The 10,915-nt window shown below is 72.8% G+C and carries 14 protein-coding genes; 3 read left to right on the forward strand and 11 right to left on the reverse strand.

Annotation, left to right across the window (positions count from 1 at the left end; translation table 11 throughout):
• Positions 1-77: 77 nt before the first annotated feature.
• Genes G5C65_RS21630 through G5C65_RS21645 form a run of 4 tightly spaced genes read right to left on the reverse strand, consistent with a single transcriptional unit; the run spans position 78 to position 2,403 of the window.
• On the reverse strand, positions 78-740 hold the full coding sequence (locus G5C65_RS21630; protein ID WP_165300558.1) for an aminodeoxychorismate/anthranilate synthase component II: 663 nt from the start codon (positions 738-740) through the stop codon (positions 78-80).
• On the reverse strand, positions 740-901 hold the full coding sequence (locus G5C65_RS21635; protein ID WP_165300559.1) for a hypothetical protein: 162 nt from the start codon (positions 899-901) through the stop codon (positions 740-742). The genes G5C65_RS21630 and G5C65_RS21635 overlap by 1 nt, the downstream gene beginning before the upstream one ends.
• 44 nt (positions 902-945) lie before the next feature.
• Complete coding sequence (locus G5C65_RS21640; RefSeq protein WP_165300560.1) at positions 946-1,638, reverse strand: class E sortase; 693 nt, start codon at positions 1,636-1,638, stop codon at positions 946-948.
• A gap of 27 nt (positions 1,639-1,665) precedes the next feature.
• On the reverse strand, positions 1,666-2,403 hold the full coding sequence (locus G5C65_RS21645; RefSeq protein WP_165300561.1) for a DUF881 domain-containing protein: 738 nt from the start codon (positions 2,401-2,403) through the stop codon (positions 1,666-1,668).
• Between the two features lie 140 nt (positions 2,404-2,543).
• On the opposite strand from G5C65_RS21645, the gene crgA reads away from it, so the two are divergent.
• Positions 2,544-2,810, forward strand: coding sequence for a cell division protein CrgA (crgA, locus tag G5C65_RS21650; RefSeq protein WP_165300562.1), 267 nt, complete (start codon positions 2,544-2,546; stop codon positions 2,808-2,810).
• Positions 2,811-3,125: 315 nt separating this feature from the next.
• Here the strand turns inward: crgA and G5C65_RS21655 are convergent, their stop codons facing one another.
• Together G5C65_RS21655 and G5C65_RS21660 are read right to left on the reverse strand one after the other, a co-directional pair.
• Entirely contained in the window at positions 3,126-4,019 is an 894-nt protein-coding gene (locus G5C65_RS21655) for a rhomboid family intramembrane serine protease (RefSeq protein ID WP_338146567.1), read from the reverse strand.
• Between the two features lie 180 nt (positions 4,020-4,199).
• A complete protein-coding gene (locus G5C65_RS21660) occupies positions 4,200-4,727 on the reverse strand; it encodes a peptidylprolyl isomerase (protein WP_165300563.1) in 528 nt (175 codons plus the stop codon).
• 244 nt (positions 4,728-4,971) lie between these two features.
• Between G5C65_RS21660 and G5C65_RS21665 the strand changes: the two genes are divergently transcribed.
• Positions 4,972-5,724, forward strand: a complete 753-nt coding sequence (locus G5C65_RS21665; RefSeq protein ID WP_165300564.1) for a DUF5324 family protein — start codon at positions 4,972-4,974, stop codon at positions 5,722-5,724.
• A 171-nt stretch (positions 5,725-5,895) separates the two neighbouring features.
• Here the strand turns inward: G5C65_RS21665 and G5C65_RS21670 are convergent, their stop codons facing one another.
• From G5C65_RS21670 to G5C65_RS21685, 4 genes are all read right to left on the reverse strand, one after another.
• Positions 5,896-6,297, reverse strand: a complete 402-nt coding sequence (locus G5C65_RS21670) for an STAS domain-containing protein (RefSeq protein WP_206442102.1) — start codon at positions 6,295-6,297, stop codon at positions 5,896-5,898.
• Positions 6,298-6,550: 253 nt separating this feature from the next.
• Entirely contained in the window at positions 6,551-7,738 is a 1,188-nt protein-coding gene (locus tag G5C65_RS21675; protein WP_165300570.1) for an RNA polymerase sigma factor, read from the reverse strand.
• Between the two features lie 8 nt (positions 7,739-7,746).
• Positions 7,747-8,154, reverse strand: a complete 408-nt coding sequence (locus G5C65_RS21680; protein WP_165300565.1) for a YciI family protein — start codon at positions 8,152-8,154, stop codon at positions 7,747-7,749.
• A 198-nt stretch (positions 8,155-8,352) separates the two neighbouring features.
• Complete coding sequence (locus G5C65_RS21685) at positions 8,353-9,054, reverse strand: TetR/AcrR family transcriptional regulator C-terminal domain-containing protein (protein ID WP_165300566.1); 702 nt, start codon at positions 9,052-9,054, stop codon at positions 8,353-8,355.
• 130 nt (positions 9,055-9,184) lie between these two features.
• Between G5C65_RS21685 and G5C65_RS21690 the strand changes: the two genes are divergently transcribed.
• Entirely contained in the window at positions 9,185-10,216 is a 1,032-nt protein-coding gene (locus G5C65_RS21690; protein ID WP_241265958.1) for an NAD(P)-dependent alcohol dehydrogenase, read from the forward strand.
• A 22-nt stretch (positions 10,217-10,238) separates the two neighbouring features.
• Here G5C65_RS21690 and G5C65_RS21695 read toward each other — a convergent pair.
• Positions 10,239-10,915, reverse strand: a 677-nt coding sequence (locus G5C65_RS21695) for an alpha/beta hydrolase family protein (protein ID WP_165300567.1), incomplete at its 5' end; no start/stop codon positions are given.

The raw sequence follows: 10,915 nt of genomic DNA on the forward strand, positions 1-10,915 counted from the left end.
CCCGTACCCGCCGTACCCGCCGCCCCCGCCGTACCCGTCGTCCCCGGACACGCCCTCGCGCTCGGGGCGCACGGCGGTCACCCGGTGACCGTCCCCGGTCCGACCGCGCGTGCCACCCCCGTCAGATGTCCCGCGCGCTCCATCGCCCCGGCGTCCCCGCACTCCGCCAGCCAGTTCGCCAGCATCCGGTGGCCCCACTCGGTGAGCACCGACTCGGGGTGGAACTGCACGCCCTCGACAGGCAGTTCCCGGTGGCGTACGCCCATCACCAGGCCGCCGTCCGTCCACGCGGTGACCCGCAGCGCGTCCGGCACCGCGTCCGGGCGTACGGCCAGCGAGTGGTAGCGGGTGGCGGTGAAGGGGGAGGGCAGCCCGGCGAAGACCCCGGTGTCCTCGTGGCTGACGCCGGAGGTCTTGCCGTGCAGCAGCTCGGGGGCGCGCTCGACGACCCCGCCGTACGCCACGGCCATCGCCTGCATGCCCAGGCAGACGCCGAAGACCGGCAGTCCGCGCGCCGCGCAGTGCCGCACCATCTCGACGCACACCCCGGCCTGCTCGGGCGCGCCGGGGCCGGGGGAGAGCAGCACGCCGTCGAAGCCGTCGTCGGCGTGCCGGGGCGCGACCTCGTCGTTGCGCAGGACCTCGCACTCGGCGCCGAGCTGGTAGAGGTACTGGACGAGGTTGAAGACAAAGCTGTCGTAGTTGTCGACGACCAGGATCCGCGCGTTCTCGCCCGTCATCAGGCTCCGTCCACTGTCACATCGTTGAACGGCAGCAGCGGCTCCGCCCAGGGGAAGACGTACTGGAAGAGCAGAAAGACGACTCCGGCGATCAGCACCAGCGAAATCAGCGCCCGTACGATGGCGTTGCCCGGCAGGTGCCGCCAGATCCAGCCGTACATCCCTCGGTGCCGTCCTTTCTCTCGTCCCACCCCAGACTACGGCGTCACCGGCGCAGCGCGGCCGGCTTTCCCGAGGCGACCGGACGGGTGGCGTCCAGCCGCGCCCAGGCGATGAGCCGGTGGCTGCTCCCCCACTCTGGATCACAGGTCGTAAGGGTGAGGTAACGGCCGGGCCGCCGGAAGGGGGCCGCGTCCGGGTCGAGCGGCGCGGGGAGCGGCGCGACGACGCCGGTGTCGTCGGGCAGCGTGCGGTAGGGGCGCCGGGTGAGGGTGTACGTGTACCAGGTGCGGCCGTCGGAGACCACGACGGGGTCGCCGGGCCGCAGCGCGGGGAAGTCCCGGAACGGGTCGCCGTGGGTGCGGCGGTGCCCGGCGACGGCGAAGTTGCCCCGCTCGCCGAGCCGGGCGGTGCGCGAATAGTGGCCCAGGCCCCGGCGCAGGGTGCCGGGCTCGGTGTTCTGCAGCACGGGCCGGGCCCAGTCCCGCCCGAAGCGGGGGATATACATCACGGCGAACGCCGCGCCGTCCCGGTAGGCGGCGGGCCGCCGCGCGCCGTGCTCCGCCGTCGCCCCGGCCCGGCTCCAGCGGTCCTGGAGCCGGCTGATCTCACTGTCGGCTGCGCTGTCGGCGCGGATGCCGGTCCAGTAGAGGAGGTAGACCACGAACAGCACGAGCAGCACGCCCACGGTGATGCACAGCTCGCTCAGGCTTCTCACGACCACGCGTACCGACCGCATACGTCACCGCCGCGACTACCGGACTCGTCACTCCAGGGGCTTGGCGTGCCGGAGGTCCACTGTGCCCGAGTAGCCGGGAAGAGTCACCGCCTTGCGCCGCTCGACTTTCCAGCCGAGGCCGTAGGCGTCCACGTACTCCAGGTAGTTCTTGACGGCGGGGGCCGCGTCGAGGGTCTTGCGCAGCTTGCCGGGATCGCCCACGGCCGTGACCTTGTACGGCGGGGAGTAGACCCGGCCCTGGAGGATCAGGGTGTTGCCGACGCAGCGCACGGCGCTGGTGGAGATCAGCCGCTGGTCCATGACCTTGACGCCGCGCGCGCCGCCCCGCCACAGCGCGTTCACCACGGCCTGGAGGTCCTGCTGGTGGATGACCAGGTCGTTGGGCTCCGGGTCGGGGACGCCGGGGATCCTGGCGGTGGCGTCGGTGGGGGCGTCGTCGAGGGTGACGGTCAGGCCGTCGCCCGTGAGCTTGCGGGTGCCCACCCCCTTCTCCAGGTCGGCGAGCCGGCGCCGCTGCCCTGCGCCGCCGCCGTCCTCGGCCCCGGCCAGTTCGTCGACCTGGCGGCGCAGGGCCGCGGTGGAGCGGTCGAGGTCCGCGTTTTTGCGGCTGCGCTCCTGGATGAGGTCGGAGAGCCGCAGCATCGAATCGTCCGTGCGGATGTTCGTCCCTTGCGCGGTGTTGAAGCTGACCCAGAAGATGAGTCCGGCCAAGGCGAACACCCCGAGTGCGGCCAGCCGCGCGGGCCGGAAGAACGATCTGGTCACCGTACCCTTGTCTCCCTCAGCGCCGGGGAAGCACTACGCTAACGGACTGCCAGAACGTCACTCCCCTTGGTGCGGCCCAGGCCGCGCCGGGGAGCACCAGCCCCGCGCGGTTACGCAGCGCATCGACAGGAGAGTTTCTCGTGCCGAAGTCACGGATCCGCAAGAAGGACGACTTCACTCCCCCGCAGGAGCGGAAGGCGACACAGATCGATCTCGGTCGCGGCAGCGGCGGGCGCCGGTGGATCGCCCCGCTGATGCTGGTCCTGTTCGGGCTCGGGCTGGCCTGGATCGTGGTCTACTACGTCACCGACGGCTCGCTTCCGATCGACCCGTTCGGCGACTGGAACATCCTGGTCGGCTTCGGCTTCATCGCGGGCGGGTTCGTCGTCTCCACCCAGTGGAAGTAGCGGCCCCGCCGGGTCCCCGGACACCGCCTGCAAAGTTATCCACAGGCTGATCCACAGCCTTGGAAAACTCACAAGATCTGTGGATAACTTTCCGGGTGTTGACGCCGATGTGACCGGACGCCGCGCCCCTTCCTGTCCACGCACCCCCGCTGTCCTGCGGAAACGTCCATGACCTGGGGTCCGTGCGGGCCCCGGGCACCCCGTGCACCCTATGCACAAGATCCTGGACACGCTGTGGACAACTCAGGGGAAAGCTTGCCCGGCACGGGCTCCCCCGGGCCCGCCTCGGGACAACTATGCGACAGCCCGGGACAGCTACGTGAGCTGTGCGGTCCGGATGACGCACATCACAACGATCACCAGCAGCATGCCGCCGAAGGCCGCGTACTGCACGAGCTGCCGCCGCTCGCGGGGCGCGTGCACCATCGCGTAGGCCAGCAGCGCGCCCGCCACCAGGCCGCCCACGTGCGCCTCCCAGGCGATGTTGCTCCAGGTGAACGTGAAGACCAGGTTGATCCCCAGCAGCACCAGGATCGGCCGCATGTCGTAGCGCAGCCGCCGCATCAGCACCGCCGTCGCGCCGAACAGCCCGAAGATCGCGCCCGAGGCGCCCAGCGAGGGCTGCTCCGGCGCGGCGATCAGATACGTCAGCGCGCCGCCGCCCAGCCCCGACAGCAGATACAGGCCGACGAACCGCAGCCGCCCCAGCGCCGCCTCCAGGGGCGGGCCCAGGAACCACAGCCCGAGCATGTTCATGAGGATGTGCCAGATCTCCTGGTGCAGGAACATCGAGCTGAACAGCCGGTACCACTGCCCCTCGGCGACGCCCTCCACCGGCCCGAACAGCTCCGTGCGGGCCCGTCCGAACAGCAGCAGGTCGTCCAGCAGCGCGTCGCCCCGGGCGCGCACCGCGATGAACAGCGCGACATTGAGGGCGAGGATCACCTTGGTGACCAGCCGGGGGTCCGCTGCGACGCTGCCGCCCGCGAGGGTGCGCGGCCGGTTCGCGGTCGGCGCATGTCCCGTACCCGAGCCGCCCTTGACGCACTCCGGGCACTGGTAGCCCACCGAGGCCGAGATCATGCACTCCGGGCAGATCGGGCGGTCGCACCGGGTGCAGGTGATGCCCGTCTCCTGGTCCGGGTGGCGATAGCAGTGGCGCGCCGAGCGCTCGGCCCGGCCCTCCGACCCCCCGTGCTGGTCCGTCACTGAAGTCCCCTCACTCTCCGTCGCCCCGCCCCGCCGCCCTGTCGCGCCGTCACTCCGTCCTTGTCCTACGGACGGAGTGGCCGCCAGGGTTCCCGCGCGCCCCGGCGCGCTCCCCCGGCGCGCCGGCGCCTGCGGGCGCGAGCACGCGCCGGGAGGGCGCACCGGTACGGAGGGAGCCGGTCAGCGGCTCTCGATGACCACCTCGTTGATCACCACGTCCTCCAGCGGACGGTCCGTCCGCGGATTGGTGGCCATACCGCCGATCTTGTCCACGACCTTCTTGCCGGCGTCGTCCGCGACCTCGCCGAAGATGGTGTGCTTGCCCGTCAGCCACGTGGTCGGCGCGACGGTGATGAAGAACTGCGAGCCGTTGGTGCCCGGCCCGGCGTTGGCCATCGCCAACAGGTACGGCCTGGTGAAGGCCAGGTCCGGGTGGATCTCGTCCCCGAACTTGTATCCGGGGCCGCCGGTGCCGTTGCCCAGCGGGTCCCCGCCCTGGATCATGAACCCGCTGATCACCCGGTGGAAGACCGTGCCGTCGTACAGCTTCTTCGCGGCCTTCTCGCCGGTGTCCGGGTGCGTCCACTCACGCGTGCCCTCGGCCAGCTCGACGAAGTTCTTCACCGTCTTCGGTGCGTGGTCGGGGAAGAGCCGGACCTCGATGTCGCCGTGGTTCGTCTTCAGGGTGGCGTAGAGCTGCTCAGCCACGATCTACCTTCCATCTGTCTGCATTGACTCTCCCGATCCTCCCACGGACGCTGAGGAAGGAAGAGAGCCGGACATAAAGCACCCCGGTGCGCCCCGTGCCCCGGAGTGACCCGTATGCCCGCCCGCGGCATGCCGTGCCGGGCATGCACCGGCATGATCGTCGAAACGGGTGGATGTGGACAACGACTCCCCGCCCCTCCGCTGCGGCGGGAGGGCGTTCCGAGCCACCGAGGAGGAGGAACCCGTGACCCGCAAGGACAGCGTGCGCGCCGCGGCCTGCACGGCGAAGGACAGCGTGCGGCACGCGGCCGAGGTGCTGGCACCGCACGCAGAGACCGCCAAGACCGCCGCGGCGCACTACGCGCAGGAGGCGGGCGCCCGGCTGGGCCCCAGGGCCTCGCACGCCGCGCAGCAGGCCCGCCACTCGGCCCGCGAGGGCTACGCGCACTACGTCGGCCCCCGCGTCGCACACGCCCGCGAGGCCGCCAGGGAGACCGCCAGGGAGGCGCTGCCGGCCGAGGTGGACCGGGCCGCGGCGCGCGCCGCGCTGGGCACCCGCCGCACGGCCCGCCGCGCGGTGCGGTACGCGACGCCCCGCGTCGAGCAGGCGGTCAGCAGCGCGCGGGCGGCGGCGGGCCCGGCCGGCGAGCAGGCCGCGGCGCGCGGCGCGGCGGCGATGGCGGCGCTGCGCGGCCAGATCACCCCGCAGGAGATCGACCGGCTGATGCGGCAGCGGCGGCGCCGGGAGCGTACGGCCAGGCTGGTGCGGCGCGCGGGCGTGGCCGCCGTACTGGCGGGCGCCGGGTACGCGCTGTGGCGCTGGTGGGACAAGCAGGCCAATCCGGACTGGCTGGTCGAGCCGCCGCCCGCCACGGAGGTGGGCGACCGCGCGTCGCTGAGCGCGGTGAACGGCTCCCTGGATCCGGAGGTCCAGGCGAAGCAGGCGGACGCGGAAGCGGAGTCCGGGTCGGAGCCGGACCAGCGCCGCGAGGGCTGACGGGGCGCGCTGATCCGGGGCTGCCCCTCGCGGACCGTCGCAGGGCACGGCACCCCGCAGACTGCGACGCACAGACAGGGGCAGCCCCTCCCCAGCAGGCTCGGCAACCTCCGCGAGCCCCGCAGGTCCCGCGAGCCCCGCGAGCCCCGCGAGAGCTTGCGAGGGCTTGCGCTAGCGGAGCGTCTCCGCGTCGTCCGGCTCCGGCACGGGAGCCAGCACCCGGTCCAGTCCCGTGATCTCCAGCAGCCGCAGCACCCGCGGGTCCGAGCACACGGTGACGAACTCCCCGCCACCGTCCACCACGCGCCCCCTCAGGTCGGCCAGCATCGCCAGCCCGCTGCAGTCGATGAACGTCACCGGGCGCAGATCGGCCACCAGGACCGGCAGCGCGCCCGCCGTCAGCGCGTACATCTGGGAGGTGGCCGCGAGCACCACGGCCAGGTCGATCTCGCCGTGCAGCTCCACCACCGTGCGCCCGCGCGCGGTGCGCGCCAGGACGGTGCCCCCCGGGCTGTCGGAGGGCCAGGACGGAGGGCGGCCCCTCTCGTCCGTGTGCGGTGCCATCGGTGCCATGCCGTGTGACCTTGGGGTGAGGCTGAGGGTGGGTACGCCGGGGAGTCGAGGCGCAAGCATAGGCAGCACCCCGCGCGCCGCCCCGACGCCCTGCGCCCCGTCTCACTCGATCGAGTGACTACGGTCAATCCGCCTGCCTTTCCGCTAAGAACCCTACATATTCCCGACCTCGTGCGCGAGACCAAGTGCCCGACGCTCTGCGGGAGTTCCCCCGGCGCAGGCCGGTCGCCCCCCCGGGGTCACGCCCGCGCCGTCAGCGGCACCGGCAGTCGTTGAGCCGGGCCGCCTGGCGCGTCAGATGGTCGCGCTCGGCGAGGTTGCCGGCCTTGTGGGCCGCCTCGGCGTACAGCCGCGCCGCCGTCGCCGTATCGCCGTCGCGCTCGTGGAGGTACGCCGCCACCGCGGCGTGGCGGGGCAGGGCCGCGTCCAGCCCGGCGAGCGCCGCCAGGCCGGCGCGCGGGCCGTCGGCCTCGCCGACGGCGACCGCGCGGTTGAGCCGGACGACCGGGCTGTCCGTCAGACGCGTCAGTTCGTCGAACCACTCGACGATCTGCACCCAGTCGGTCTCCTCGGCGGTGGGCGCGTCGGCGTGGAGTGCCGCGATGGCGGCCTGGGCCTGGAATTCGCCCAGCCGGTCGCGGGCGAGCGCCCCCTGCAGGATCCCGACGCCCTCGGCGATCAGGCGCGTGTCCCACCGGGTGCGGTCCTGCTCGGCGAGCGGGACCAGGCTGCCGTCGGACGCGGTCCGGGCGGCGCGCCGGGCGTGGTGGAGCAGCATCAGGGCGAGCAGCCCCGCCGCCTCGGGATGGTCGACGGCGGCCGCGAGCTGCCGGGTGAGCCGGATGGCCTCGGCTGCGAGGTCGACATCGCCGGAGTAGCCCTCGTTGAAGACCAGGTAGAGGACGCGCAGCACGGTGGCGACGTCGCCGGGGCGGTCGAACCGCACACCGGAGACGGTGCGCTTGGCCCTGCTGATGCGCTGCGCCATGGTCGCCTCGGGCACCAGGTAGGCACGGGCGATCTGGCGGGTGGTCAGCCCGCCGACGGCACGCAGCGTGAGCGCGACCGCGGACGACGGCGTCAGCGAGGGGTGGGCGCACAGAAAGTAGAGCTGGAGCGTGTCGTCCACCCCGGAAGCGGGCCCGGGCGCCGGCTCCTCGTCGAGGAGCTCCTCCCGCCGGCGGCGGGCGGCGTCCGAGCGGGCCGCGTCGAGGAACCTGCGCCAGGCCACGGTGACCAGCCAGCCCTTGGCGTCCCGCAGGGGGTCTCCCCGGTCCGCGGGAAGCCGAGAGCTCGGGGAGGCGCCGCCGGCCGGCCAGACGCGGAGCGCCTCGACCAGCGCTTCCTGCACGGCGTCCTCGGCCGCCGCGAAGTCGGCTCCGCGGCGGACGAGGACACTGAGGACGCTCGGCGTCAGGCTCCTGAGCAGGGCCTCGTCCATCGGTGACGTCACTCCGTGATGGTGGGCGGCGCGGTCAGGAACGGGCGCACCTCCAGCCACTCGTGGATCGGCTCGCCGCCGGCGCCCGGCGCGGCCGACAGCTCCCCGGCCAGCTCGACGGCCCGCTCGTAGCTGTCGACGTCGATGACCATCCAGCCGGCGATGAGGTCCTTGGTCTCCGCGAACGGCCCGTCGGTGACCGGCGGGCGCCCCTCGCCGTCGTAGCGGACCCACGCCCCCTCGGGGGCGAGCGCCTGGCCGTCGACGAACTCGCCGGTCTTCTCCAGCCCGGCCGCGAAGTCGTTCATGTACTGCATATGGGCCGAGATCTCCTCCGGCGTCCACTGCTCCATCGGCACGTCGTTGACCGAAGCCGGGGCGCCCCGGTAGTGCTTGAGCAACAGGTACTTGGCCATGGTGGTTCTCCTCGGTGCTGGTGCGTCCCATTGTGGTCGCGTTCACCCCAGGGACGGAGCAGGCCGCGGGTTCTCGACATCGCCGCCGGATTTTTTTCCGACGGAAAGGACCGCCGCCCCGACCTGCTGGAGGCCGGCGGCGTCCGCAGAGACACGGAGGAGGCGCCGCCGCCGTCCGCCCGTCCGCCCGTCCGCTCGTCAGCCCGCCGCCCGCTGGAGGCCGTCGAGCCCGTCGAGTCCGTCGAGCCTGCCGAGTCCGTCGAGGATGAGGTCCAGACCGAACGCGAACTCGTCGCCGTAGGCGTACCCGGGGCGCATGACGTGCGCGGTCGCGATCTCGGCCAGATACGGGTACTCGCCCTCGCCGAAACCGCTCACGATGGACTCCGCCAGTTCGGCGGTCTCGTCCGGGGTGTCGAAGGGCAGGGTCTTCTCCTGCAGGGCGAACCCGTAGATGTAGCTGTCGAGGACCGAGACGGCGTGCGCGGCCAGGGCGAGGGAGAACCCGCCCTGACGCAGGCAGCCGAGAACGGCGTCGTGGTGCCGCAGGGTGGCCGGTCCCGGCGTGGACCGCGACTCCATCAGTTCGATCGCCCAGCGGTGGCGGGAGAGCACCAGGCGCAGGGACAGGGCCCGCTGCCGCATCGCCTGCCGCCAGCCGTCATCCGGCTCCGGCAGGTCCACCTCGCCGAAGACCAGGTCGACCATGCCGTCCAGCAGGTCCTCCTTGTGGGCCACGTGGTTGTACAGGGACATGGCCTCGACACCGACGGCCTCGCCGAGCTTGCGCATGCTGAGCGTCTCCAGGCCGCCGGTGTCGGCGAGTTCGACCGCGGCGCGCAGGACCCGCTGCCGGGTGAGCGTCTCGCGGGGCTGCTGCGGGGCGGTACGTCGAGGCACGGGGTGCGGTCACTTCCTCTCCTGTTCTCTGCGGGCATTGACGAGCTTACGCTGTAAGTGCTGCACTTACAGCGTAAGTAGCCGCGTGCGCTGTCAGCACCCCGTGGGGACGGAACCGGGAGCAGGGACGATGCGGAACACGAACGAGCCCGTCGCAACCGCCGGCGGGACCAGGACGATGGCCGCCGTCGTACAGGAGCGGTACGGGGCCGAGCCGGAAGCCGTGCTGCACGCGGCGCGGCTCCCCCGGCCGGGCATCGGGCCGGATCAGGTGCTGGTGCGGGTGCGCGCCTCCAGCGTGGACCGGGGCACCTGGCACATGATGGCCGGGCTGCCGTACGCGGTCCGGCCCGTGAGCGGGGTGCGCAGGCCGAGGCTCCCCAATCCGGGCCGCAACCTGGCCGGTGTCGTCGAGGCGGTCGGTTCCGGGGTGACCGGGTTCGCGCCCGGCGACGAGATCTATGGCACGGCGGCCTCCGCGTTCGCCGAGTATGCCGCCACCGCCCCCGAAAGGATCGCCCCCAAACCGGCCGGACTCACCTTCGAGGAGGCGGCGACGGTGCCCGTCAGCGCGCTCACCGCGCTCCAGGCGGTCCGCGACAAGGGCGGGGTCCGGGAGGGCCGGCAGGTCCTGATCACGGGAGCCGCCGGCGGCGTGGGCAGCTTCGCCGTCCAGCTCGCCCACGCCTTCGGCGCCCGGGTCACCGCCGTCGCCAGCACCCCCAAACTCGACGCCGTGCGGGCACTGGGCGCCGACCACGTGATCGACTACACCCGCGAGGACTTCCTCGCAGGACCGCGGCGCTACGACGCCATCATCGACATCGCGGGCAACCGCGGTCTGCGGGACCTGCGCCGGGCCCTGACGCCCCGCGGCAGGCTCGTCATCACCGGCGGCGAGACGGACGGCCGCTGGCTCGGCGGCACCGACCGGCAGCTCCGCGCGCGGCTGCTCTCCCCGTTCACCGGCCGGCACCTGGGCGCCCTCATCTCCTCCGAGCACGCCGACGGGCTGCGCGACCTGACAGCCCGCATCGACGCAGGCACCCTCAGCCCTGTGGTGGACCGCGTCTACCCGCTCACGGAGACCGCCGCAGCCGTCCGCCGCCTTCTCGACGGCGGCGTCACGGGCAAGCTGGCGCTCACCCTGCCCGACGCATGACACCGCGGGCGGTGCCGACCGGTCACGCCCCGTCGGCCCGCTCCTGGACGAACTCCCACGCGGTGTCGTCGCCGGCGGCGTCCTCGGGGAGGCGGTCGCGTGCGGCAGTGTCGCCGTACAGGCTCCAGCGCATCCAGTCCACAAAGGTGGCGGGGGTTCGCGAGTCGCCCCAGAAGCTGGTGTGGCTCCCGCCGAGGAAGGTGAGGAACGCCTTGGGCGCCGGCAGTTCCCCATAGGCTCGGCGGGCTTCGGCTATCGGACACGTGCTGTCCCGGTCGCCGTGTATGAACAGGACGTTGGCGGCGACCGTGCCGTCCGGGTCGCCCAGGTCCACGGTGGACATCGGGATCGCGGCGGTGACCCGGTCGTCGGGCCAGGCGGTCAGCAGGCCATGAGTGGTCATGCCGCCCAGCGAGTGGCCGGACACGCCGACGCCGGCTGCCGGGTCGATATGGCCGGCCAACGGGTCGTCGGACTCGTTCAGCGCGAGGGTCCGGGTGAGGATCTCGGAGACGTCCAGGGACTGCCGGCCGCTGTAGACGTCGTCGAAGTCGAACTGGAAGTGGGGCGCGGGGACGACGAAGCCGGCCGCGGCCAGCGGGCGGATCACCGCCTCGGAGTTCTGCGGGCTGGAGGTGTAGCCGTGGGTGAAGTTGCAGACGGGGAAGGCGCCCTCGGCGACGGGGGCGCCGGGCTGTC

Origin of the sequence: Streptomyces boncukensis (genome assembly GCF_011045075.1) — a bacterium.
Lineage (GTDB): Bacteria > Actinomycetota > Actinomycetes > Streptomycetales > Streptomycetaceae > Streptomyces > Streptomyces boncukensis.